The following is a 25521-nucleotide window of genomic DNA, read 5'->3' on the forward strand; positions in this document are numbered from 1 at the left end:
ACCTAAAAAATGAAAAACTTTAACCTTAATCATATTTTTTCTTGCTTGATAACAAAAAATCTTGAAGAATACAGCCTTACTTTTCACCTTTATTATTGGAAGCCTCATGAATTGGTTACAAGAATTATTAGATTCATTCTTTTGGATAGTGAAAACATTAGCTATCACCGCAGTGGTCTTTCCACTGATGCTTTATCTCCTTTCAAAAACTACCCGTTGGGCACATCAATTTTGTTTACTTGCCGAAGAATATTTAAATCCAAAACGTAGCCTGTCCCCCCTGATTAATTTCACCATTATTGTTTTTTTCAATTTATTATCGGTACGTACAGGGATTTTATTTTCTAACTGGTATAACGCCATGTATAAAGCCTTGCAAGAAATGAATGGAGAGGCTTTTTGGCAACAAATGGCAGTGTTTGCCGTGATCGCCACCATCAGCGTAAGCAATGCGTTACTCACCTATTATTTAAGTAAGCGTTTTGTCATTCAATGGCGTACATGGCTCAATGAAAAAATGCTCAACCAGTGGACCGAAAACCAAGCCTACTACAAAACCCAATATTTAGGTGAACAGTTAGACAACCCCGATCAACGTATCCAACAAGATATCAACGCCTTTGTCTCCAGTTCTTTAGATTTTGCCACAGGCTTAATTGCCTCTGTGGTCTCCATTTTTGCGTTTACCCTGATTTTATGGAAACTGTCTGGGCCGATGAGCATTGGCAGTGTCGAAATTCCCCATGCCATGGTCTTTTTAGTCTTTATTTATGTGTTAATCACCAGTATTTTCGCCTTTAAATTAGGTCGTCCACTGATTAAATTAAATTTCGACAACGAACGCCTAAATGCGAATTACCGTTATTCCTTAATTCGCTTAAAAGAATATGCTGAAAGTATTGCCTTTTATCGTGGCGAAAAAATGGAAAAAAATCTGTTACTCAAACAGTTTGATAAAGTGATCGATAACCTCTGGGCAATAGTCTTCCGCACCCTAAAACTCTCTGGCTTCAACTTAGTGGTGTCTCAAGTGTCGGTTATTTTCCCGTTTCTGATTCAAGCGGTTCGTTATTTTAATCATCAAATCAGCTTGGGCGATTTAATTCAAACTAGCGATGCATTCGGACGGGTGCAATCAGCCCTATCCTTCTTCCGTAACTCTTATGATGAATTTACCGCCTATCGTGCCGTGTTAGATCGTTTAACGGGCTTCCACACCGCAATCAACAACGCAAACCAACCCTCTAATTTGCGTTTTCATCACAGTGATCATGCTATTCGTTTTGATAAATTAACCGTCACAACACCAGATGCTCAGCCCCTCATTCAAGGCTTAGATTTCACCTTGCCTGCGGGAAGTGCATTATTAATTCAAGGCAATTCGGGGGCGGGGAAAACCACTTTATTACGCACCCTTGCAGGCTTATGGTCTTATGCCAGTGGGGAAATTACCTGCCCAACACAAAATACCTTGTTCCTTTCACAACGCCCTTATTTACCCCAAGGTCGCTTGATTGATGCCCTTTATTATCCTGAACTTGCCCCAAAAAATGTGGATATGCAAAGTGCGGTGGCTATTTTACAAAAAGTACAATTAGGGCATTTAAGCGAAAAATTAGAACAAGAACAGGATTGGACACGTGTCCTTTCATTAGGTGAACAGCAACGTCTCTCCTTTGCACGGGTGCTTTTACAAAAACCAGTGGTGGCCTATTTAGATGAAGCCACTGCTAGTATGGACGAAGGTCTAGAAGATGCCATGTATCGCTTACTGAAAACAGAATTGCCGAATATGACTATCATTAGCGTCGGGCATCGTTCAACCTTACTTTGCCACCACCAACATTGTTTAAAAATCGAGTAATCATACTTGGGCACTGAATCCTTACTCAGTGCCCTCAAAATTTTCAAAAAAACCACCGCACTTTTCCCCGATTTATCAAAAAGCAACTTTCTAAAGCCCTGCATTATTGCTAAAATTCCACCAATTTTTTGATCATGACAACAAGGTTTACTATGTTTAAAAAACTGATTTTCACCAGCCTAGTATTTTTGTTAACGGGCTGCTTATCCACTGACAATCCCCCCGCCTTGCCTGCTGAATTTGCCAATTTAGATTATGAACTGTCTAACGAAGATACACAGCGTTGGGCAATCGCCAGTGCACAAGCCGAACAATGCATTTACCCGAATTTAACGCGTATTCAACGTGAACATTTTTCAAAAGAAGATGCCTATATTCATTCTCAATATGTGTTTTTCTATCCATTGGAAGAGATTATCGGCAGTGAATATGTCAAAATAATCCAAGCAGATGAGAAATCTATGGGGTATGCCACCTATCAATATAAAAAATTCAAAACGAAAGATGTCTCGCCTCTCAAACCTGAACAATGTGCCATTTTACGTACTCAAGCACGTGATGATTTAGCGGTGGTGAAAGGGCAATATAAAAGTGGCATGATCGAAGAAAATGCGAAAAAAGATGGGAAAAATCCCGATGGCGTTGCGACTTCCGAAAATAAATTTTTCTTTGATATCATCAAATGGGGTGCCACCCTCCTTTTATAATCCGACACCTGCCGTCTGTTCATATCAGGTACATATCGTTTAAAGATTCAACAAGCAAGATTCGCATTTGTTCCGCAATCGATTACAAAAGTGACCAAGCTCAAATAATTTCAGTTTGGTCATTTTCATTCTTAGGTTTTTCCGCTAGTCTAACACGAGTTAAACCAGATAATTTTTTATAAAAATTAAGGAGAATTTATGACAATTTTCACTCTCGCTCAAAATTGGTTAGCACAAGATCCTGATGCTCAAACCCGTGCTGAATTAGAACAACTCATTCATGCGGCACAAGCGGGGGACGAAGCCGCCAAAACGGAACTCACAAGCCGTTTTGATGGACGTTTACAATTCGGTACCGCAGGGTTAAGAGGGCGTTTGCAAGCAGGCCCTATGGGGATGAACCGAGTGCTGGTTGCACAAGCCGCTGGTGGTTTAGCTAAATATTTAAAAGATTATGATCAAAACCCATCTATTGTGATCGGTTACGATGGGCGTAAAAATTCTGATGTTTTTGCACGTGATACGGCAGAAATCATGGCGGGGGCAGGCATTAAAACCTATTTATTGCCACGTAAACTGCCGACGCCCGTCTTAGCTTATGCCATTAATTATTTTGACACCAGTGCGGGTGTCATGGTCACGGCTAGCCACAACCCTCCTGAAGATAACGGCTATAAAGTGTATTTAGGCAAAGCCAATGGTGGTGGGCAAATTGTTTCACCTGCCGACAAAGACATTGCGAAATTAATTGATCAAGTTGCGGCAGGATCCATTGCAGATTTACCACGCAGTGAAGACTATCAAGTTTTAGATGATGACGTCGTGGAAGCTTATATTGCGAAAACCGCCACTTTGGCAAAAGAACCCAAAACAGACATCAATTATGTTTACACGGCAATGCACGGGGTGGGCTATGAAGTGTTAAGTAAAACCTTGGAAAAAGCAGGCTTGCCACAACCACATGTTGTTGCTGCCCAGGTGTGGCCAGACGGGCATTTCCCAACAGTTAACTTTCCAAATCCTGAAGAAAAAGGGGCATTAGATTTAGCCATTCAATTGGCAAAAGCCAAAAATGCAGAATTTATTATTGCTAACGACCCTGATGCAGACCGTTTAGCGGTGGCAGTACCCGATGCAAAAGGCAATTGGAAAACGTTACACGGGAATGTGGTGGGCTGTTTCTTAGGTTGGTATTTAGCTCAACAATATCAAGCACAAGGTCAAAAAGGCGTCTTCGCTTGCTCGCTCGTGTCTTCCCCTGCATTGGCTGAAATTGCGAAGAAATATGGGTTTGATTCTGAAGAAACCCTCACGGGCTTTAAATATATCGGTAAAGTCAAAGGGCTATTGTTTGGCTTTGAAGAAGCACTCGGCTACTTAGTGGATCCCGATAAAGTGCGTGATAAAGATGGTATTTCAGCGGCAATCACCTTCCTTGATTTAGTCTGCCATTTGAAAAAACAAGGCAAAACCTTAGCGGATTATGCAGAAGCATTTACCCAAACCTTTGGGGCTTATGTGAGTGGTCAAATTTCCATTCGTGTGGAAGATTTATCTGAAATCGGTAAATTAATGACCGCACTTCGCAATAACCCACCAAGTGAAATCGGTGGATTTAATGTGGCACAATTCTTAGATCATACCAAAACGGATCGTCAAAGCGATATTTTGGTCTTTGTCCTTGAAAATGGTAGCCGTTTAATCGCTCGTCCATCGGGCACTGAGCCGAAAATTAAATTCTATTTAGATGCAAAAGGAAAAGATCCGCAAGATGCCGATCAAGTGTTAGCACAATTTGATGAAAGTGTCCGCCAACTTTTACGCCAAGAGGCATTTGGTAAACAAAATTGCTAATCTCAATGAATCATATGAATGAAAAACACGTTTAGCAAATAGAGGGGGCATCGTCCCCTCTTTCTGTTTTCATGTTATGTGGTGTGCGATCAAAAAGTGCGGTGGATTTTCAAAACGTTTTGGAAAACCACCGCACTTTATCACTTTTGTTTGAACACTCACGAGATGCTCTCGTTTTCCAGAAGAACCACTTGATGCGTAATGCTTCAAGGCTTCTGCCACGCAGGTAAAGAGATTACTTCACAATAACACGAGCATTAATCGGTTGAATAGGACGATTATTATGACCGTGCATTAATGTAGAAAAGGCGTTAACTTGTGGCTGGCTAATGGTGTCATAATGTTTTAAGACCAACCAACTGACCCCTTCGGAACAAGGTGGCGTGGTTAATGAGCCACTAAAACGATAATAATCACGTTTTTTCGGTATCAATTTGGCAGGGTTAAAAGCCGTCGTTAAGCGGTATTTTTCGCCCGTTTTTTGTGGAAGATGCTGCCAAATGGGGGCTAACCGTTTGTTTTCGCCCGATAAGGTATATAACACACCAAGCACAGCAAGGTTGCCCTCTTTATCAGCATGAACAAAATGGGCTTCCATTGGGAAGGATTTACCTCGAATCAAGTTTTCACTCGGTACATGGAAATGGAATTGCTTCAATGCATAGGTTCTGCCGTTCAATTGCAGGGTGTTGTGATCATCTTGGAAATCCACCTGAATGGTGTGTCCGTTATTCACAATGTTCACATCAGAAGGGTGATAATCTAACTTAAGTGGGGGTAAATTGCCTTCAATGGCATTCACAATATTAATCGGGGTTTGGTTTTTTCCTTCACCACACATCGCAAATTTGGGGGAAAGTGATGCCCAATGCTCGGGGGCTTCATGCCCTGTATAACCCCAATGGGTGTGCTTGTCTTGCGAATTAACACCTTGCTGGCAAGCGGTGAGTGCCAGTGTGCTTAATGTGAAGACAACGAGTTTTGACATTTTCATACTAACTCCTTATTCAAAAAAAGAGATTGCTGCGAGCAGCCTAAACGCCTGATGTCTTAACAAGAGACATGCCCATCTTAGGGAAAAGCACACACCATTTCAAGTGCCATTCATGCCCATCCCTTGACTAAAAAGCGATAAAATCCAATACCTCAAATGCACTTTCAGGGTGATGTTTAGCTAAATACTGGCGTAAAAAATGCTGGGTTTCTTGGCTAATTAAGGCATCGGCTGGAGGATATAAATTATAAATCACCGCATGAATGCGGATGCCTTGGCTTTGGCAAGCCTGTAAACTGAGCAAAGTATGATTAATACTCCCCAGCTTGCCTGAAGTGACTAAAATCACGGGATACTGTTGCTGACGAATATAATCCAGTGTGGTTTCCTCTGCATGGTAAGGCACACAAAGCCCCCCTGCTCCTTCAAGTAATACATAATCGTATTTTTCACTCAGAAGTGCGGTGTATTTTTCAATTTTTTCACGCTCAATAGTACGTTGTGCTAATTTCGCGGCTAAATGAGGCGAACAAGGGTAATCAAACACATAAGGACAAGTGATGCCTTGTTTATCTTCTTCGGTCAACGGAATACCTTGTATTTTGCGGTGAGTGAGCAAATCTTCGGCAATACCTTGGCAACCCGTTTGGATCATTTTTTGCGTGATCACTTTCGCCCCTTGTTGCATCAGCTTTTTGGCATACCAACCTGTGGCAATGGTTTTGCCAATGTCCGTATCAATCCCACTGATAAAAAAAACCTGTGCCATATTATTTCCTTATTCACTTGATGTTAAACGTGCCAGCACATACAACGGGGTGTAAGTCAGTTCAACCTGTTGCTGTGCATTGGTGTAATGTTGCTGATAATGTTGGCAAAACCGTTGTAATTGCCCTTTTGTCCAGCCTTGCTGTTGGGTGGCGGTAACCCCTGTTTGTTTGAGATGCTTTAACACCGCTAAAGGATCCGCAAAATGCAATACAATTTCACGTTGTTCCAAGGTGAGAATCTCAAATTCAGGTTGCAACCAATTTCGCCACATCTCAAGCGTGGGATAGGTTAAGCCCACCCCTGTTAGGTGTTTCACCTGTTTTAAATTTTCTGGTGTGAAGGTACTGAATAACAAAAAACCTCGTGGTTTTAACCGCACTTTACAGCGTTGAATAAAGCCAGGTTTATCTTCAAACCATTGCACCACCGATGCACTGGCAATTAAATCGTATTGGTGTGGAAAAGGCAGTTGCTCGGCATCACCACAGTGAAATTGAAAAGGCTGCGGTAACTGGTTGCGTAAGTGCGACTGCATATCGCACAGATCATTCAGATCCCAATGTTCTGCTTGTAAATGCGACATTAAACCTTTTGTTAATCCCCCTGTGCCACAGCCAATTTCTAGCACCCGTTTAAGGGGTCGAGGATCCATTTTCGCCACTAATCCCATTAAATGTTGATGAATCAGACCTTGAGCAATCGCCTGTTGGTCGTAATCCCCCCTTGCTGCCGAAAAACACTGTTTAATGCGTCCTTTATTGATGATCGCCATGCTCTACAACCAACAGGCTTCCCAATGGGTGAATTGAGGAAATAACAAATGCTCCCCTTCTAGCTCATGAATCTCACAACGATCTTGCCAGTAGGCTTTTTGGTTTTGCACAGGGAAAATTTTATCTTTGGTGCCGACAATCGCCTTGCTCCATGTGATGAGATCCGTGCGACGATCTTGCTGTAAAAAGGCATAAAGTGCGGTCAATTCTGCATGAATTTCCGCTAAAGTAGGACGAGATGAAAGTTGCTGATACTCCGTCAAGGCACTTTTTGAACCACAAATACGGCGTTCAAATTTATGTCGATTTTCGTCATTTAAGCCAGACAAGGTGCCGACAAAAATCCCTTCGGGAATGCCGTATTGATCGTCACAAGGCAAGCCCGTGCCATTCATTGCCGTAGCCGATAGCAGGGGATAGCCTTGCATCACCCGTTCTGCCACCCATACCCCCATTGACCACGCCACCACCCGAATGTGTTGGTAAGCGGAAAAATCCACCTCACAGCTTAGATCTTGATAATCATAGCAAATCAGTAAATCATAATTATGCGGTAAAATCAGGTGTGCCACCACGCTTGGCGGTGTCCCCCAACCTGCAAAATAGACAATCAAATGATCGCCTTGGCGTTGAATATGTTGTGTTTTCATTCAGCAAAATCCTGTAAACAAGCAATGAGTTGATCCACTTCCGCAAATGACATGTCTGCCGTGAGTGAAAAACGAATGCGAGACGTGCCTTTTGGCACCGTTGGTGGACGAATTGGTAAGCAATAATAACCTTGTTGTTGCAAACGCTGGGCGGTTTTCACCGTTAATGCATTATCACCCAAAATATAAGGCACAATACAACTTTCACTTGGCATAAGAACATTAAAAATGTCAACAATTGCTTGGCGGAAATGTTGACTTAGGCTCGCAAGGTGTGTCCGTTCTGCCTTCAAATGCGGTAATTGTTGAAATAAAAAATGCGTCCACGCCACATTCAAAGGGGGTAAGGCGGTCGAAAAAATTAAGGGTCGCATTTTATTGATTAAATAATCTCGAATCACCTGATCACAAACCGCATAAGCTCCCATGGAAGCTAAGGCTTTGCCAAATGTGCCCACCAAAATATCAATCTGCTCAAGGCAGCCTTGTTGTTCAGCCAAGCCTAAGCCATTTTCCCCCAACACGCCAATTGCATGGGCTTCATCCACATATAACATCACTTGTGGGTATTGTTGTTTTAATGCCACAAGCTGGTTGAGATCCGCACAGTCGCCATCCATGCTAAATACGGATTCTGTCACCACAATCATCCGTTCAAAAGTGCGGTCATTTTTTTGCAAAATCTGCTCAAGGTGAGCGTAATCATTATGCCGAAAACGCACAAATTCACATTGTGCCAAGCGAATGCCATCAATCATGCTGGCATGCACCAGTTTATCCGCCACGATCAAGGTTTTTTTATCAGCCAAAGCAGGCAAAATCCCAATATTGGCATGATAACCACTGTTAAACAGTAATGCACTTTCTCGTCCAAACGCTTGTGCCATCAGGGTTTCCAATTCATCATAAATGGGAAAGGATCCCGTTAATAAACGGGAAGAAGAGGAAGTAAAAGCAGGCAGGTGATCTTGATATTGTGCAAAAAACGCCTGACGTAAGCCTTCATGGTTAGCTAGCCCTAAATAATCATTGGAAGAGAAATTCAACATGGTTTTACCTTCACGTTGAATAAACCGCCCTTGATGAATGAGTTGCGGAAGTTGACGAAATTGATTTTGTGCCTTTAACTCGGCTAACTGCTGTTGATAATGTTGGATCATGGGTAATTCCTTACTGGGCATAGTCTTCTTTCAGGCTACGGATCGTCCCCTCAATCAGCTGGGCAAGTTGTGTGTTGGACATAATATAAGGGGGCATAAGATAAACCAATTTGCCAAACGGACGAACCCACACCCCATTTTTCACTAAACGAGGCTGTAATGTGTGCATATTCACCGCCTCTTTCATTTCAATCACCCCAATTGCCCCTAGCACTCGCACGTCTGCCACACACTCTAAGGCGTTTGCTTGGCTTAGACCTTGGCGAAGTTGTTGTTCAATACGTTGAATATTTTGTTGCCAAGGGCTGGCTAAAAGCAGTTTGAGACTGGCTGTGGCAATGGCACAAGCCAAAGGGTTTGCCATAAAGGTGGGACCATGCATAAAACATTTTGCCTCACCTGAACAAATCACTTCGGCGACGGCTTGATGGGTAATGGTAGCGGATAAGGTTAAATAACCACCCGTTAAGGCTTTGCCGAGACACATGATATCAGGCACGATATTGGCATGCTCACAGGCAAACAGCTTGCCTGTGCGTCCAAAACCTGTGGCGATTTCATCAAAAATCAGCAAAATCCCATATTCTTCACACAAAGCTTTGGCTTGCACCAAATATTCAGGGGAATAAAAATACATGCCGCCCGCCCCTTGTACCACAGGTTCTAAAATCAAGCCTGCAATTTCATTGCCGTGTGTTGCCAGTAAATCTCGTAAAGGTTGTATCGCAGCAGGTTGCCAAGCTTGCCCAAATTTCACGGGGGGCTGAGGTAAAAAATATTGCACAGGCAAGCCTTTGGCAAACAAACTGTGCATGCCCGTCACAGGATCGCACACCGACATCGCATGCCAAGTGTCGCCATGATAACCTGAACGAATGGTGGCAAATTTGTGTCGTTGTGTTTCCCCTTTGGCATGTTGGTATTGCACTGCCATTTTCATCGCCACTTCAACGGCAACGGATCCACTGTCGGCAAAGAAAATTTTATCCAACCCTTCGGGTAAAATCTTCACCAACTGCTGAGCCAATTCAACCGCAGGCTGGTGAGTCAACCCACCAAACATCACATGACTCATTTGACTCAGCTGTTGCGTTGCCGCCTGATTGAGTACGGGGTGATTGTAACCATGAATTGCCGACCACCATGACGACATGCCATCAATCAACTGTTGACCATTTTTTAATTGGATATACACGCCTTCGGCACGCTCCACCGCAAATAAGGGAAAATCGGCATTTAATGCGGCATAGGGGTGCCAAATATGTTGTCGATCAAATTGCAAAAGTTGCTGTTCATTCATCCTTTCACCTCTCTTCTGAATGGCTACCTCAATTGGCGTAAATTCACGCAAATACTTACATAAACGGAATAACTTGCTATAATCGCCGAGCATTTGGCTTTTAAAGCCAGTTATTCTAACTTAAAAAGATGATTTATCACCATGAATATATTAGAAAAAAAAGCACAACTTAGTTACTGGCAACGCCTTAAAATTGCCTTTCAATATGTGATGCCACAACTTTATTTAACTCGTCTTGCTGGTTGGTTTGCCAAACAGGAATGGGGTGCAGTAAGCCATTTTGCGATCAAACTCTTTGCGAAAAAATACCAAGTGGATATGAGTGAAGCGGCAAAGCCAAACTTTAGCGATTATGCCAGTTTCAACGCCTTTTTTATTCGCCCCTTAGCGGAAAATGCCCGTCCCATTAATCAAAATCCTACCGCACTTTGTTTACCCGCAGATGGGCGTATTAGTCAGATGGGGCATATCGAAAAGGATTTATTGTTGCAAGCCAAAGGGCATTATTTCAGCTTGAGCGATTTATTAGCAGGCGATGAAGCCCTAGCCGACCACTTTAAAGAGGGCAAATTTGCCACCACCTACCTTTCACCTCGTGATTATCACCGAGTGCATATGCCTTGTGATGCCACTTTACGCCAAATGATTTATGTGCCGGGGGAATTATTCTCTGTCAATCCTTTTTTAGCTGAACATGTGCCAAACTTATTTGCCCGCAATGAACGCGTGATCTGCGTATTTGATACGGAATTTGGCAAAATGGTGCAAATTTTAGTAGGGGCGACCATTACCGCAAGCATGAGTACAGTATGGGCAGGCGTGATCAACCCTCCTCGTCCAGAACAAGTAACCACTTGGACTTACGAAGGGGAAAAAGCGATCAAGCTCGTCAAAGGGCAAGAAATGGGGGCGTTCCAATTAGGTTCAACGGTCATTAATTTATTTGAAAAAGAGCGTGTGCAGTTAGCCTCCCACTTACAAGTGGATAGCCCCGTGAGAATGGGTGAAATTCTTGCCTACCAAAAATAATTTTTAACCACAATAGGAAAAACAATGAGTAAACAATTTTTCGACCAAGTGTCATTAGAAAGCCTTTCTGCAAAAGGGAGTTATGGAATCGGTTTACAAATCGGTCAACAATTATTAGATAGCCAACTTGAGGTGACAGCAGAAGCAGTCGCTAAAGGGATTTTTGATGTATTAAATCAAAATCCACCTGCACTTGAGTTAAACGAAGTCAGCAAAGCCTTGCAAGAATTGCAACAAAAAGTGGTTGAAGCACAACAAGCTCAATTTAAAGAAATTGAAGCACAAGGCAAACAATTCTTAGCAGAAAATGCCCAAAAAGAAGGGGTAAAAACCACGGAATCAGGCTTGCAATATGAAGTGTTAGTGGAAGGTGAAGGTCAAATTCCTTCACGTGAAGACAAAGTACGTGTGCACTACACGGGAACATTAATTGATGGCACGGTATTTGATAGCTCCGTCAAACGTGGTCAGCCTGCTGAATTCCCAGTGAACGGCGTGATTGCAGGTTGGATCGAAGCCTTATCGATGATGCCTGTTGGCTCAAAATGGCGTTTAACCATTCCTCACAACCTCGCTTATGGCGAACGTGGTGCAGGTGCGTCAATTCCACCATTCAGCACCTTAGTATTTGAAGTGGAATTACTTGCAATTCTCTAACCTTCAATGACCCAATAAAAAAGTGCGGTCATTTTCCGCACTTTTTTCGTTTTATGACTTATCGTTTTACACCTTGCTGATAACCATTTTGCCATGATGCCAATAAATGGGGAGAAATGGTCTTGCCACTTTGTTCTTGGCAATACGTGGTTCGCTGGCTCAGCATTTTTTTATGATGCTCTCGAAAGGATTTTCCGACACGATACCCATCTAAATACCAATCATCATGATCATGGCAAGAAACGGTATTAATCCGCTTTGTATTGCCCGTCACCGCAAAAGGTTTCCCGACTTCAATACGTTGCCCCGAGGCAACACTCTGTTCAACACAACCACCCATACCAGTGGCGACGACAGTTAATGTGAATAAATGCTTCCATTTCATATTACGACCTTCACAATTTATGAGTTTATAAAATAATCATATCATCACGATGCACTGCCACGGCACCGTATTCATAACCTAGAATTTGTTCAATATCCTGTGATTTTTTACCTTGAATTAAATGCAGTGCATCACTGTTATAACGTGGCATTCCCAAGGCTATATCCTTGCCTTGTAGGGTGCGAATTTTAACCACTTCCCCACGGGAAAAACGCCCTTCCACCTTCACAATGCCCGCAGGCAATAAGGATTTATGCTGAATGAGCATCGCCTGCTCTGCCCCTGCATCAATGGTGATCATGCCTGCGGAGGGTGCCGCATAAAGCCATTGTTTACGGCTTTCTAAACGATCAGCTTGAACAAGAAACTTGGTGCCAATGGCTTGTCCATACGCCAAGTCTGTAATCACATTCGCCTGATTCCCAGGGGCAATCACCGTTTCAATACCTGAACGGGTTGCCACATCGGCTGCACTGATTTTGGTGGACATTCCCCCTGTGCCTAAACTTGTGCCACTGCCACCCGCAATCGCCCGAATGTGATCGGTAATTTTATCCACTTGACTGATCAGTTTTGCCTCGGGATTTTTGCGAGGATCACTGTCAAACAGCCCTTGTTGATCCGTTAATAAATACAGTTGTTCGGCTTGCACCAAAATCGCCACTAACGCCGATAAATTATCATTATCCCCCACTTTAATTTCGGAGGTTGCCACCGCATCATTTTCATTGACCACCGGAATAATTTGGTTATCTAATAATGCACGTAAGGTATCTCTGGCATTTAAAAAACGTTCACGATCTTCAATATCGGCACGGGTTAATAAAATCTGCCCGATATGAATATCATAAATCGCAAAGAGCTTTTCCCACGTTTGAATTAACTGACTCTGCCCCACCGCTGCCAACAGCTGTTTCGAGGCGATAGTAGGCGGCAATTGAGGATGATTTAAATAATGACGACCTGCGGCAATCGCCCCCGATGTAACGATGACCAAACGAAAGCCTGCCCGATGCAGTTGTGCCAATTGACGCACAATATCCATCATATGCGGTAAATTTAACTTGGTGGAACCTTGTGTTAAGGTGCTCGTCCCAAATTTGACGACAAGGGTTTTCTCCATTTTCAGTCTATCCCTTTTTTGATTGCTGTATTAAAAAAAAGTCTGGCTAAATTAGCATTAATAGGAAGAAAAATCATCTTCTTTTCACGCTCCTTTTCTATGATTTAAAACAACGTTTTTTTAGGAAAAACGCCTATAATATTGAAGATTTCGTCTATTGTTTCGATTTAGGATATTCACTATGAAACCCAACACCTCTCAAGATACAGAACAACAAAGAGAAGTGACTCGTCTTTGCATTCAAGTCGCACAATTATTATTACAACATGGTGCAGAAAGTGCAGTCATTGTACAAATGACATATCGATTAGGTTTAGCACTTGGGGTGGACAGTGTGGAATGTGCTCTCACACCACATGCCATTATTCTGACCACCTTAAGCCAAGGTCATTGCATCACCACAGTACGCAAAAACGAAGACAAAGGCATTAATATGCAAGTGGTGACCGAAGTGCAACGTATTGTGATTACTGCTGAACGTAAAATTTATGATATCCAGCAAGTGCGAGCCAAACTTGAACGGATTAAACCGCTCAAATACAACCGCTATTTTGTGGTGTTTATGATTGGCTTATCCTGTGCCAGCTTTGCCCATTTGTCTGGGGGAGATAACATCGTGGCACTGGTCACATTCCTTGCCGCCTCTGTGGCAATGTATGTCCGCCAAAGCTTGGCAATCCGACATTATAATCCGTTAATTGTGTTTGCCGTCACTGCCTTTGTGGCATCATTAGTGGCTGGCGTTGCCTTAAAATATAACATTGGCAATCAACCCCAAATTGCCTTGGCATCCAGTGTGTTATTGCTCGTACCTGGGTTTCCACTCATCAATTCATTGGCTGATATTTTAAAAGGGCATATCAATATGGGGATTGCTCGTTGGGTAGTCGCAACCATTTTTACCTTTGGTGCCTGTTTAGGCATTGTGTTTGCATTAAGTGTATTGGGTATCACTGTGTGGGGAGGAAAATAAATGCTCATTTTAAACATACTGGATGATATGTTTTTTGCGGCAATTCCAGCCGTGGGCTTTGCGTTAGTTTTTAACGTTCCAACAAAAGCCTTAAAATATTGTGCAGGCTTGGGGGCGATTGGTCATGGTTTACGCACCTTCTTAGTGCATTTTGACGTGCCTTTAGTCTTTTCCACCTTCTGCGGTGCGGCACTGATTGGCTTTATTGGTGTCCATTTATCCCATCGTTATTTAGCACACCCGAAAGTCTTTACCGTGGCAGCCATTATCCCAATGATCCCCGGCGTTTATGCTTATAAAGCCATGATTGCGGTGGTGCAATTGCATAATCAAGGTTGGTCTCATGAATTGGCGGCACAAATGATTGACTATTTCATTAAAACAGGCTTTATTCTTGGTGCCTTGGTGTTTGGCTTGGCGTTGCCTGGCTTGTTATTTTATCGGCGAAAACCCGTGGTGTAGAACACAGCCTTTCCATAAGGCTTATTCTATCGACCAGTTTAACAAAGTTTTGTAGTATAATAAGCACCCTTTTAACTAGCCGTACTTATCCAATATCAATATGACCTTTAGTATTATCGTTGCCATGACAAAAAACCATGTCATTGGTCAAGACAATAAAATGCCGTGGCATTTACCTGCGGATTTAGCTTGGTTTCGTCAAAAAACCATGGGAAAGCCCGTGATCATGGGACGAAAAACCTTTGAAAGCATTGGTCGCCCTTTGCCGAAACGCCTCAATATTGTGCTTTCTCGCCAACCTTATATTCACGAAGGCATCGAGTGGAAAGAGAGTTTGGAAAGTGCGGTGGAATTTGTAAAAGATTCCCCAGAAATCATGCTCATTGGCGGCGGACAAATATTTAACCAATATCTGAACAAAGCCGATAAGCTTTATCTTACTGAAATTCAAACGGAGTTAGAGGGGGATACGTTCTTCCCAGCCATCCACTGGCAAGATTGGGACATTGAGCATGAAGCATGGCATCATGCCGATGAGCATAACGCCTATGATTGTCGCTTCCTGATTTTACGCCGTAAAACTGCACCGCAAAAATAATCAAGAGCATGTCTGAAAAGACAATGCCCTTTCCTTTAAAATGCAGTGTAAAAAAGTGGTGTAATGGACAACCTCACATTTTTGTCCATTACACCTCTTCTCCCTTATTGCTGATTGATGAAGCAAAGATTCAGTAATACAATCAATTTTTTCATGACTTCACCCTCCTGCCTTTTCTCACCTCATTGCTTTATGATGCCGATATAACCTGAACTCGCACCTCTGAGCGTGGATCTGGCGGTAATAATTTCCCCACTTCAATGAGCGTAACGCCTTGTTGCTGAGCAATCTCTTTCACTTGTGCCTCAGCGGCTTCTTGCACCGCAATCAACAACCCACCTGAGGTTTGTGGATCACATAATATTGCCCTTTGTTCTGGTGTCATCGCACTAACTTTATGCCCGTAGCTCTCAAAATTACGCAATGTTCCACCCGGTATACAGCCTTTTTCAATATAAAGAGGCACACCATCTAGGGTGTCAATCTGATCAAAATAGACTTCGGCATTGAGATTGGAGCCTTCGCAAATTTCCAACAAATGGCCTAACAAGCCAAAACCTGTCACATCGGTCATTGCCATCACTCCCTCTAACTCGGAAAATTGGCTGCCAATACTGTTCATTTGACACATGATTTTCGTGGCTAATCCTTTATGGGCGGCTTTAAGCTTGTCTTTTTTTTCTGCCGTAGTCAAAATGCCGATGCCTAATGGTTTGGTTAAAAATAACTTACATCCTGCTTGAGCAGAGGCATTTTTCTTCACCTTTTCCGTGGCAATCATCCCCGTGACGGCTAGCCCAAAAATCGGTTCTGGCGTATCAATAGAATGTCCACCAGCTAAAGCAATCCCCGCTTGTTGACAAGCAAAACGACCGCCATCCACAATTTTTTGTGCCACTTCAGGTGGCAATAATTTAATCGGGAAACCTAAAATGGCAATTGCCATAATGGGCTTGCCTCCCATCGCAAAAATATCACTGATGGCATTGGTGGCGGCAATTCGACCGAAATCAAAAGGATCATCCACAATTGGCATGAAAAAATCTGTGGTACTGATAATCCCGACACCATTGCCGATATCATATACCGCCGCATCATCTTTCGTTTCATTCCCCACCAACAGATTCGGATCAACCCATTTTTCAAGATGAGAATGCAGAATTTTTTCCAATACGCTGGGTGAAATTTTACACCCACAGCCTGCCCCATGGCTGTACTGGGTCAAACGCACCGTACTGGCTATCGTCTCATTCATTTCTTGTTCAAGTGCGGTAAGATTTTGTTCAATTTTGGCTTGCATTTTCAGATCTCCTCACCAATAATGTTGCCCCATTATACGCCTGTCATAAAAATAAAGAAATTGAGAAGCTGATGAATAAGCACAAGCGTCCCACGCTACAAGATATCGCAAACCATGTGGGAATGACTAAAATGACCATTAGTCGTTATTTACGTAACCCCAACACTGTCGCACCCGATACCCAAGAAAAAATTGCCAAAGCCCTTGAGCAATTTGGCTACATACCCAACCGTGCACCCGATATTTTATCTAATGCCAAAAGCCGTGCAATTGGGGTACTCCTCCCTTCACTCACCAATCATGTTTTTGCAGATATTATCAAAGGTATTGAAGAAATTACTGATGATGAGGGTTATCAAACCATGTTGGCTCATTATGGTTATAGTGAAGAAAAAGAAGAACAACGTATTGAAAGTCTACTTTCCTATCATGTTGATGGTTTAATTCTTTCCGAAAATCACCACAGTCCTCGTACACTAAAAATGCTTGAGGTAGCAAATGTGCCTGTTATAGAAATTATGGAATGTGCTGAAATTGGGCTACAACAGGTTATCGGTTTTAATAATATTATGGCAGCACAAGCAATGGTTGAAACCATGATTAAACGTGGACGCAAGCACATTGTTTATTTTTCCGCACGTATGGATAAGCGAACCCAATTAAAAATGCAAGGTTATGAACAAGCTATGCATAAATATGGTTTAATACCACATAGTTTAATCACTCAAGAGGCATCATCTTTTAGTTTAGGTGCACAGCAATTACATCAAGCCTTGCGAGAAAAACCTCATTTAGACGGCATTTTTTGTACTAATGACGACTTAGCAATTGGGGCCATTTTTGAGTGCCAACGTTTAGGAATCAAAATTCCACAGCAGATTGCAGTAGCAGGTTTTCATGGTCATAACGTTGGTCAATCAATGACACCACAACTTGCGACAGTCATCACCCCCCGCTTAGATATCGGCAGAGTCGCCGCCCAAGAATTATTAAATCGTATTAACGGTATTCCCCAACAAAGTGCGATGATTAATCTTGGTTACCAAATTCACTTAGGAGAAAGCATTTAAGGGTATAATGAAAAGCAAATGTGTAGCTTCTCCATTACACCTATTTCACACTTATCATACCGAAAATTTTTCAAAAATTACCGCACTTTAATCCCCCCTCAAATAGGGTGATTAATTGGATTATCCGATTAGATCAAAGGCGTTAAAACATCAACACAACGCTCAACCACTTGTTCAAAACTACCATCAATACTTATCGTTATCACATCTTTCTCATCCGCTTGTGGCACCTCTAACGTCTCAAATTGGCTACGTAGCATGTCCGTTTTCATATAGTGCCCCTTACGTTGCTTCATTCTTTCTAGAACAAGCTCAAAAGCCCCATGTAAAAAGAGAAATAGAACCTCGTTTCCATCACGAATCCGATCACGATATGCCTTCTTAAGTGCAGAACAAATGATTATTCCTACCTCATTTTTTTGTTCCAAACTAAAAGCCGCATCTCGGATTCGCTCTAACCAAGGTGCTCTATCTTCATCATTAAGCGGATTACCTTGGCTCATTTTGATAATATTCGCTTTGGGATGTAAATCATCACCATCAATCAATTTAATACCTAAACGTCGTGCCACTTCTGTTCCAACCGTGGTTTTTCCTGTACTTGACACACCCATTAAAATGATACTTTTACCTTTTACCATCTTTGACTCCTTTTTATTAATGTCGCTACCATACCGAATTTTGATAAAAAAGTTACTGGTAACATTTTTTTTTGTGATTTTCATCACAAATTTTTATATAGACTCATCAATATCGCCCTAGCATCGTTAAAAAGAAATCTGGATTACTTGAAGTGGATCACAAATTTAAACATTATTTCTGCAATTCTCTGTCTCACATATTAAGATAAAAAAATGTTACCAGTAACAACAATAACTAAGGAGATTCCTTATGCTAATTTTCATTATGGTTACAGCTGTTTTACTTCTCTTGATCTTAATTATGCGATTCAAGGTACATGCCTTTGTTGCTTTGATTATCGTCAGTCTTCTAACAGCATTAGCCACTGGAATTCCGATGAATAAAATTCTTCCAACGTTACTCACAGGCTTTGGCAATACACTTGCTGCCGTTGCTTTATTAGTGGGGTTGGGAGCAATGATCGGACGATTACTTGAAATTACAGGAGGGGCGAAAGTCCTTGCTGATACTTTAATTAACCAATTTGGTGAGAAGAAAGCCCCTTTTGCTCTTGGGGTTGCCTCTCTCTTATTTGGCTTTCCGATTTTCTTCGATGCAGGTTTAGTCGTCATGCTACCCATTATTTTTAGTGTTGCGAAACAATTTGGTGGTTCAACACTGCGTTATGCATTGCCATCCGCTGGTGCCTTTGCTGTGATGCATGCGTTTTTACCTCCTCATCCAGGTCCTGTTGCTTCAGGGGATTTATTGGGGGTAAATATGGGATTATTGGTCATTGTAGGGTTCATTTGTGCAATTCCAACATGGTACATTGCAGCCTACTTGTTTGGCTTATATTCAGGTAAAAAAATTAAGCTTGAGTTGCCAAAAGCATTCTTGAATAACAATGTAATCAATGAAACTGCGGTGATTAATCCACCTAGTTTTAAAAAAGTTATGCTGATATTGTTATTACCAATTTGTTTAATTTTATTTGATACGGGCTTAAATACATTAAGTGTCGCAAAAATGATTGATGGGGCAAGCTTTTGGGTAGAAAGCTTACGTTTATTAGGCAAAACCCCTATCGCTTTACTGATTACCTTAATGGTTGCTATTGTGTTATTAAAAGAGCAGCGTAGCTACGAGCAAATTGAAAAAATTTGTGACAATGCTCTCGGTCCAATCTGTGCGATCGTGTTAGTTACAGGTGCCGGCGGGATGTTTGGTGGTGTCCTACGTGCCAGTGGCATTGGTGATGTTTTAGCCAATGCGTTATCGAACACTGGCTTACCTGCTATTGTTGCAGCCTTCATTATTGCGTTAGCATTAAGAGTGGCGCAAGGATCAGCAACTGTAGCACTCACCACAACCTCTGCCCTTATTGCCCCCACTGTGACGGCCACAACAGGGTTAAGTCAATTTGATCTTTGCTTTATCGTGATTGCGATAGCATCTGGTGCGACGGCACTTTCTCACGTAAATGATTCAGGTTTCTGGCTAGTGAGCCGCTTCTTAGAAATGGATGAAAAAACCACATTAAAAACATGGACGGTTATGGAAACGTTAATCGGGGTCGTTGGGTTTATTTTTGCTGTCATTGGCAGTCTTATACTATAAAAACATATTTAAAAACAACCGCACTTTGCTTACCTCTAAAAAAGTGCGGTTGTTTTTTACGAAATTTGCTTTTCCTAGGATGTTCTCCCCCTTTTTGCTAGAATACTGAGCATGTTATTTTATGCATTAAGGATTATTATGACCGCATCACCACATACCATTTCCGTCACGACACAGAACCTCAATGACGTGTTACAACGTTCACAGCAAACCCCTCTTGTGCTCACATTTTATGCCCCTAGCCACCAAACTTCCGTCGAATTTACCGCACTTTTAGAACGCATTGCGGAACAGCAGCAAGGTCAATTTATTTTGGCAAAAGTCAATTGTGAAACGGAGCAAATGATTGCTGCACAATTCCAACTTCAAACCCTGCCAACCACCTATTTATTTAAAGAAGGGCAAGCCTTAGATGCTTTTCAAGGGGCGTTAGATGAAACAACGTTAATGCAACGTTTAGCCTTGATTTTGCCAAAAGAGGAAGAAATCAAATTTATGTTAGCCCTAGATTTTCTACAAGCTGAAAATTATGAGGCGGCGTTGCCCCTACTAAAAGAAAGTTGGGAATTGTCTAATAAGAAAAATAGCGATATCGCTCTGCTTTATGCCGAAACCTATATTGCAATGAAAAAAGTCGAACCAGCACAGGAAATTTTGGCTCAGATTCCATTGCAAGATCAAGATAGTCGCTGGCATGGTTTACAAGCACAAATTGACCTGTTGATTAAAGCGGCTGATACGCCAGAAATTCAGCAATTGCAAGCGGATTTTGCCCGTCAACCACGTGCAGATATCGCCTTGAAACTAGCTGTTCAATTACACCAAGCCCATCGTAATGAGGAGGCGTTAAGTTTGCTATTTGATATCTTGAAAAAAGACTTAAGTGCAGAACAAGGGGAAGTGAAACAGCAATTTTTATCCCTACTTGCCGCCCTTGGTAACAATGATCCTATCACCAATAAATACCGTCGATTACTTTATTCCCTCTTGTATTAATCGGTATTAGGGATAGATTGTACCAATTGAACGGGCTATAATAACCCAAAATTTTTGAAATGAAGGATTAAAAATGAACACAATGAAACACTGTAAATTACTTATTCTAGGCTCTGGTCCTGCTGGCTATACGGCGGCAATTTATGCCGCTCGTGCGAATTTAAACCCTGTGTTAGTGACTGGCTTACAACAAGGTGGGCAATTAACCACGACCACAGAAATCGAAAATTGGCCGGGTGATTTTGGTGATACAACAGGTCCTGAGCTCATGCAACGTATGCTACAACATGCTGAGAAATTCGATACCGAAATTATTTTTGATCATATTCATAAAGTTGATCTTTCCGAACGTCCATTCAAATTATACGGTGATGTACAACATTTTAGCTGTGATGCGTTGATTATTGCCACTGGTGCTTCTGCTCGTTACTTAGGTTTACCTTCTGAAGAAGCTTATAAAGGTCGTGGCGTGTCAGCTTGTGCCACGTGTGATGGTTTTTTCTATCGTAATAAACCCGTTGCCGTGGTAGGCGGTGGCAATACGGCGGTGGAAGAAGCCCTTTATTTAGCGAATATTGCCTCTGAAGTATATTTGATTCACCGCCGTGATAGTTTCCGTAGTGAGAAAATTTTAATCGATCGTTTAATGAAAAAAGTCGAGGAAGGCAAAATTATTCTGCATACCAACCGCACGCTCGATGAAGTGTTGGGGGACAATATGGGCGTAACTGGTGTTCGCTTAAAAGATACACAATCTGAACAAACCGAAGAATTGCGTTTAGATGGTGTATTTATTGCCATTGGTCATGCCCCGAATACGGACATTTTTGCGGATCAATTAGCTTTAAATAATGGTTATATTGTGGTGAAATCAGGTTTAGAAGGCAATGCCACAGCCACCTCAGTGGAGGGGGTATTTGCCGCAGGCGATGTGATGGATCACAATTATCGTCAAGCTATCACGTCTGCGGGAACTGGCTGTATGGCTGCTTTAGATGCGGAGCGTTATTTAGATTCGCAAAAATAATTTCAACTATCTCTGTTGCGATATGTTCGAGGGGCATGCATCTCGCCCCTCATCCATTTCTTCGATCAACCCACTAAACGCACGCTAATATGGAAAAAACTCGCCAAAAATATTTACAAAAATGGCTTTGGACCGCTCAGAAACCCATTAAAAAGTTATTACATCTTAATATTTTCCTTGCTTCAATTTCCTCGGTGATTTTAGTTGCGAATACCTATTTCCTCGCACATCTTCTTCACCATTTGATCATGCAAAACACGCCACGTTCTGCATTATTACCTTATTTTGTTGCGTTAGTGGTAGGCTTTGGGCTACGTGCACTGATTTTATGGTGGCGTGAGTCTATTGGCTTTAAGTGCGGTCGAATTTTACGCAATATTATTCGTCAAGATATTTTAAATAAAATCCATGACGTCGGCCCTGCGGTCACGCACAATACCCCTGCAGGAAGCTGGGCAAGTATTATGTTAGAACAAGTGGAAAACTTGCAAAACTATTATGCTCGCTATTTGCCACAACAGGCACTTTCTGCCATTGTGCCCATTGTGATTTTAATCGCAATTTTCCCACTGAATTGGGTGGCAGGGGTTATTCTCATGTTCACTGCACCATTAATTCCTCTCTTTATGATTTTAGTTGGCATTGCAGCAGCTGACAGTAGCCAAAAAAATATGGACACCTTGGCAAAACTCAGTGCCCAATTTTTAGATCGTTTAAAAGGGTTGGAAACGTTACGCCTATTTAACCGTACCGAAGAACAAACCACACACATTGAGCAAAGCACCGAAGCATTCCGTGAAACCACCATGGATGTCCTCAAAATGGCGTTTCTCTCTTCTGCGGTATTGGAATTTTTTACCTCTATTTCGATTGCTTTAATGGCGGTGTATTTTGGTTTTAGCTATTTAGGTGAAATCAATTTCGGCACTTACAGCACAGAAATGAGCTTATTTGTTGGTTTTTTCTGTTTAATTCTCGCCCCTGAGTTTTATCAGCCATTAAGAGATCTCGGCACCTATTATCATGATCGTGCGGCAGGTATTGGTGCGGCAGACGCCATTGTGGCGTTTTTAGAAAAAGATCACCAATATTTTACCGCCCATTCAACACAGACTATTGAGGCAGAAAGTGCGGTAGAAATTGAAGCCGAAGAATGGGTTATTTTCTCTCCTGAAGGGAAAGCCCTCACCAAACCGCTAACCTTTAAACTCCATGCCAAAAGCCATACTGCCTTAGTCGGGCAAAGTGGTGCAGGCAAAACCTCGATTATCAATGCCTTGTTAGGTTTCCTTCCTTATCAAGGCAGTTTGAAAGTCAACGGGATTGCTTTAAATGCATTGGATATTCACCAATGGCGTAAACACATTGCTTGGGTGGGACAAAATCCTTTGTTACTAAAAGGGACAATTAAAGAGAATTTGCTTTTAGGCGATATTGAAGCCAGCGATGCCGAAATTGAGCAAGCACTCATCCAAGCACAAGCCAAAGAGTTTACCGATAAACTTGGTCTTGAAAGTGAAATTAAAGACGGCGGATTAGGCATTTCTGTGGGTCAAGCACAACGTTTGGCGATTGCTCGAGCCTTGTTACGTCAGGGAAAATTACTCCTACTTGATGAACCCACTGCCAGTTTAGATGCCCAATCAGAACAATCTGTGCTACATGCGTTACAACAAATGAGCCAGCAACAAACCACCTTAATGATCACGCACCGCATTGAAGAGTTAAAGCAATGTGATCATATTCTTGTGATGCAAGAAGGGGAAATGATTCAACAAGGGCATTTTGATCAGTTAAAAGATCACGGTTTTTTTGCGGAATTACTTAATCAACGAAAACAGGATTTAAATTAATGCGTGCATTACTTCCCTTCTTACGCCTATTTAAACACGCGAAATTCACCTTAATTCTTGGTGTAATCTTAATGATCACAGGGCTTGCTGCAAGCATCGGATTACTCACGCTATCGGGTTGGTTCTTGGCGGCAACGGCTATCGCAGGTGTCGGGGCATTATTTAACTTCTTCTACCCTTCTGCGGGTGTGCGTGGCTTAGCACTGACTCGAACTGCGGTACGATATGTGGAAAAAATTGTTACCCATGATGCCACCTTCCGTGTATTGGCAAAATTACGGGTGGAGGTTTTCAGTCGCATTATCCCACTCAGCCCTGCGGTGTTAAACCGCTATCGCCATAGCGATTTGTTAAATCGTTTAGTGGCAGATGTCGATACTTTAGATAATTTATATCTCCGCCTCTTTGCTCCCTTTTTGAGTGCCATTGTGGTGATTGGTTTGATCACCTTGGGGTTAAGTATCATCAATGTGCCTGTGGCTCTTTTTGTTGGTCTTGCCTTACTCACATTTTTACTGATTATCCCAACGATTTTTTATTATTTAGGTAAACAATTTGGTGAAAAACTCACCCAAGCAAGAGCCCATTACCGCAGTCAATTTATCGAATTTATTCAAGCACAAGCCGAATTATTACTGTTTAATGCTGAACAACAAGCAAAACAAACGCTCAATGCGATTGAGCAAGATTGGCAAGGCTACCAACAAAAAGAAGCCAACTTAACAGGACTATCCAGTGCCATTTTATTGTTAGTCAATGGACTGATTCTCGCCTTGACCCTTTGGTTTGTCGCAGAAACCGATTTAGGCGAAGGGATCTACAAAGCGGCTTATATTGCCCTCTTTGCCTTTGCCGCACTGGCTGCCTTTGAAATTTTAATGCCTATTGGTGCCGCCTTTTTACATATTGGGCAAATTATTGCTTCAGCCGAACGCTTAAATGAGATGATGACACAACCCCCTTTGGTGCAGTTTCCGCAAGATGCCCCCTTTGTTCATCAAGATGGCACACTCATTGAGGCGAAAAACCTTTCTTTTGCCTATCCTGAACGGGAAAACTGGGCGTTAAATCAGCTTAGCCTTCAAATTCAAAAAGGGCAACACATTGCGATTCTCGGTAAAACGGGCAGCGGCAAATCCACCCTGTTACAACTCTTGGTGCGGCACTATGATGCACAACAAGGTGAATTATTCTTAGCTGGTAAACCTATTCAAGCTTATAGTGAAACGACTTTACGCCAACACATGTGTTTTTTAACACAACGTGTCCATGTTTTTAGCGATACCTTACGACAAAACTTACAAATAGCGAGCCAAACGCCACTTTCTGATGAACATATGGTTCAGGTATTAAAACAAGTGGGGCTAGAAAAACTTCTTGAACAAGAAGGGCTTAACTGCTGGCTCGGTGATGGCGGACGTCCGCTTTCGGGTGGGGAACAACGTCGTCTCGGTTTGGCGAGAGTGTTACTCAATGATGCCCCCATTCTATTATTAGATGAGCCAACCGAAGGGCTTGATCGAGAAACGGAACGTCAAATTCTGCAATTAATCTTTGCTCATGCGAAAGATAAAACCTTATTGATGGTCACGCATCGATTGACTTTTATTGATCAATTTGATCAAATTTACTTAATTGATGAGGCAAAACTCATTGAGCAAGGCAATTACCAAGAATTAATAACGAAACCCGCAGGTTATTTTAAGAAACTCACAGAAAGAATTTAAAGAAGAG

At 42.1% G+C, this 25521-nt stretch carries 24 protein-coding genes; 14 read left to right on the forward strand and 10 right to left on the reverse strand.

Annotated elements, in window-relative coordinates; genetic code table 11:
* The first annotated feature begins 106 nt into the window (after nt 1–106).
* The 3 genes from ACPEEM_RS07225 to ACPEEM_RS07235 all read left to right on the forward strand — a co-directional run bounded on the left by ACPEEM_RS07225 (nt 107) and on the right by ACPEEM_RS07235 (nt 4425).
* Nucleotides 107–1864 carry an ABC transporter ATP-binding protein/permease gene (locus tag ACPEEM_RS07225; protein ID WP_424406457.1) on the forward strand — a complete coding sequence of 586 codons (1758 nt, stop codon included), beginning with the start codon at nt 107–109 and terminating at the stop codon, nt 1862–1864.
* A 152-nt stretch (nt 1865–2016) separates the two neighbouring features.
* Nucleotides 2017–2571 carry a DUF5358 domain-containing protein gene (locus ACPEEM_RS07230; protein WP_424406458.1) on the forward strand — a complete coding sequence of 185 codons (555 nt, stop codon included), beginning with the start codon at nt 2017–2019 and terminating at the stop codon, nt 2569–2571.
* A gap of 198 nt (nt 2572–2769) precedes the next feature.
* Nucleotides 2770–4425, forward strand: coding sequence for a phospho-sugar mutase (locus ACPEEM_RS07235; RefSeq protein WP_424406460.1), 1656 nt, complete (start codon nt 2770–2772; stop codon nt 4423–4425).
* Nucleotides 4426–4660: 235 nt separating this feature from the next.
* Here ACPEEM_RS07235 and ACPEEM_RS07240 read toward each other — a convergent pair whose 3' ends face one another.
* From ACPEEM_RS07240 to bioA, 6 genes are all read right to left on the reverse strand, one after another.
* A complete protein-coding gene (locus ACPEEM_RS07240; protein ID WP_424401540.1) occupies nt 4661–5419 on the reverse strand; it encodes a carbonic anhydrase in 759 nt (252 codons plus the stop codon).
* 127 nt (nt 5420–5546) lie between these two features.
* The gene (gene bioD / locus ACPEEM_RS07245; protein ID WP_424406462.1) at nt 5547–6188 is read right to left on the reverse strand and encodes a dethiobiotin synthase; all 642 of its coding nucleotides are present in this window, start codon (nt 6186–6188) and stop codon (nt 5547–5549) included.
* A gap of 9 nt (nt 6189–6197) precedes the next feature.
* A complete protein-coding gene (bioC, locus tag ACPEEM_RS07250; protein WP_424406464.1) occupies nt 6198–6962 on the reverse strand; it encodes a malonyl-ACP O-methyltransferase BioC in 765 nt (254 codons plus the stop codon).
* Between the two features lie 3 nt (nt 6963–6965).
* On the reverse strand, nt 6966–7613 hold the full coding sequence (locus tag ACPEEM_RS07255; RefSeq protein WP_424401543.1) for a pimeloyl-ACP methyl esterase BioG family protein: 648 nt from the start codon (nt 7611–7613) through the stop codon (nt 6966–6968).
* On the reverse strand, nt 7610–8773 hold the full coding sequence (gene bioF, locus ACPEEM_RS07260; RefSeq protein WP_424406466.1) for an 8-amino-7-oxononanoate synthase: 1164 nt from the start codon (nt 8771–8773) through the stop codon (nt 7610–7612). The genes ACPEEM_RS07255 and bioF overlap by 4 nt, the downstream gene beginning before the upstream one ends.
* Nucleotides 8774–8783: 10 nt before the next feature.
* Nucleotides 8784–10073 carry an adenosylmethionine--8-amino-7-oxononanoate transaminase gene (gene bioA, locus ACPEEM_RS07265; protein WP_424406468.1) on the reverse strand — a complete coding sequence of 430 codons (1290 nt, stop codon included), beginning with the start codon at nt 10071–10073 and terminating at the stop codon, nt 8784–8786.
* A 141-nt stretch (nt 10074–10214) separates the two neighbouring features.
* Between bioA and asd the strand changes: the two genes are divergently transcribed.
* Both asd and ACPEEM_RS07275 read left to right on the forward strand, forming a co-directional pair.
* Nucleotides 10215–11102: an archaetidylserine decarboxylase gene (gene asd, locus ACPEEM_RS07270; RefSeq protein WP_424401546.1), complete on the forward strand. Its 888-nt coding sequence runs from the start codon at nt 10215–10217 to the stop codon at nt 11100–11102.
* 24 nt (nt 11103–11126) lie between these two features.
* Nucleotides 11127–11759, forward strand: a complete 633-nt coding sequence (locus tag ACPEEM_RS07275; RefSeq protein ID WP_424401547.1) for an FKBP-type peptidyl-prolyl cis-trans isomerase — start codon at nt 11127–11129, stop codon at nt 11757–11759.
* A 58-nt stretch (nt 11760–11817) separates the two neighbouring features.
* On the opposite strand, the gene ACPEEM_RS07280 is transcribed toward ACPEEM_RS07275, so the two are convergent.
* A complete protein-coding gene (locus ACPEEM_RS07280; protein WP_424401548.1) occupies nt 11818–12144 on the reverse strand; it encodes a hypothetical protein in 327 nt (108 codons plus the stop codon).
* A gap of 25 nt (nt 12145–12169) precedes the next feature.
* Nucleotides 12170–13267, reverse strand: a complete 1098-nt coding sequence (gene proB, locus ACPEEM_RS07285; RefSeq protein WP_424406470.1) for a glutamate 5-kinase — start codon at nt 13265–13267, stop codon at nt 12170–12172.
* Nucleotides 13268–13448: 181 nt separating this feature from the next.
* Here proB and ACPEEM_RS07290 point away from each other — a divergent pair, with 181 nt between their 5' ends.
* The 3 genes from ACPEEM_RS07290 (at nt 13449) to folA (ending at nt 15300) form a co-directional block, all read left to right on the forward strand.
* Nucleotides 13449–14240, forward strand: coding sequence for a threonine/serine ThrE exporter family protein (locus ACPEEM_RS07290; protein WP_424401550.1), 792 nt, complete (start codon nt 13449–13451; stop codon nt 14238–14240).
* Nucleotides 14241–14702 carry a threonine/serine exporter family protein gene (locus tag ACPEEM_RS07295; RefSeq protein WP_424401551.1) on the forward strand — a complete coding sequence of 154 codons (462 nt, stop codon included), beginning with the start codon at nt 14241–14243 and terminating at the stop codon, nt 14700–14702.
* A 100-nt stretch (nt 14703–14802) separates the two neighbouring features.
* Nucleotides 14803–15300, forward strand: coding sequence for a type 3 dihydrofolate reductase (gene folA, locus ACPEEM_RS07300; RefSeq protein ID WP_424401552.1), 498 nt, complete (start codon nt 14803–14805; stop codon nt 15298–15300).
* A gap of 190 nt (nt 15301–15490) precedes the next feature.
* Here the strand turns inward: folA and selD are convergent, their stop codons facing one another.
* The gene (gene selD / locus ACPEEM_RS07305; RefSeq protein WP_424408239.1) at nt 15491–16555 is read right to left on the reverse strand and encodes a selenide, water dikinase SelD; all 1065 of its coding nucleotides are present in this window, start codon (nt 16553–16555) and stop codon (nt 15491–15493) included.
* 116 nt (nt 16556–16671) lie between these two features.
* Between selD and gntR the strand changes: the two genes are divergently transcribed.
* A complete protein-coding gene (gene gntR / locus ACPEEM_RS07310; RefSeq protein WP_424406472.1) occupies nt 16672–17670 on the forward strand; it encodes a gluconate operon transcriptional repressor GntR in 999 nt (332 codons plus the stop codon).
* Nucleotides 17671–17798: 128 nt separating this feature from the next.
* On the opposite strand, the gene ACPEEM_RS07315 is transcribed toward gntR, so the two are convergent.
* The gene (locus ACPEEM_RS07315) at nt 17799–18311 is read right to left on the reverse strand and encodes a gluconokinase (protein ID WP_424406474.1); all 513 of its coding nucleotides are present in this window, start codon (nt 18309–18311) and stop codon (nt 17799–17801) included.
* A gap of 250 nt (nt 18312–18561) precedes the next feature.
* Here ACPEEM_RS07315 and ACPEEM_RS07320 point away from each other — a divergent pair, with 250 nt between their 5' ends.
* The 5 genes from ACPEEM_RS07320 to cydC all read left to right on the forward strand — a co-directional run bounded on the left by ACPEEM_RS07320 (nt 18562) and on the right by cydC (nt 25514).
* Complete coding sequence (locus ACPEEM_RS07320) at nt 18562–19911, forward strand: GntP family permease (protein ID WP_424406476.1); 1350 nt, start codon at nt 18562–18564, stop codon at nt 19909–19911.
* Between the two features lie 138 nt (nt 19912–20049).
* Nucleotides 20050–20907: a co-chaperone YbbN gene (locus tag ACPEEM_RS07325; protein ID WP_424401554.1), complete on the forward strand. Its 858-nt coding sequence runs from the start codon at nt 20050–20052 to the stop codon at nt 20905–20907.
* Between the two features lie 73 nt (nt 20908–20980).
* The gene (gene trxB, locus ACPEEM_RS07330; protein ID WP_424406478.1) at nt 20981–21934 is read left to right on the forward strand and encodes a thioredoxin-disulfide reductase; all 954 of its coding nucleotides are present in this window, start codon (nt 20981–20983) and stop codon (nt 21932–21934) included.
* Nucleotides 21935–22023: 89 nt separating this feature from the next.
* Nucleotides 22024–23787 (forward strand): heme ABC transporter permease/ATP-binding protein CydD, encoded by a 1764-nt coding sequence (cydD, locus tag ACPEEM_RS07335; protein WP_424404725.1) that lies wholly within the window; start codon nt 22024–22026, stop codon nt 23785–23787.
* Nucleotides 23787–25514 carry a heme ABC transporter ATP-binding protein/permease CydC gene (gene cydC / locus ACPEEM_RS07340; protein WP_424406480.1) on the forward strand — a complete coding sequence of 576 codons (1728 nt, stop codon included), beginning with the start codon at nt 23787–23789 and terminating at the stop codon, nt 25512–25514. The genes cydD and cydC overlap by 1 nt, the downstream gene beginning before the upstream one ends.
* The last annotated feature ends 7 nt before the right edge of the window (nt 25515–25521 follow it).

Origin of the sequence: Pasteurella pantherarum, from assembly GCF_049670885.1 — a bacterium.
Taxonomy (GTDB): domain Bacteria; phylum Pseudomonadota; class Gammaproteobacteria; order Enterobacterales; family Pasteurellaceae; genus Pasteurella.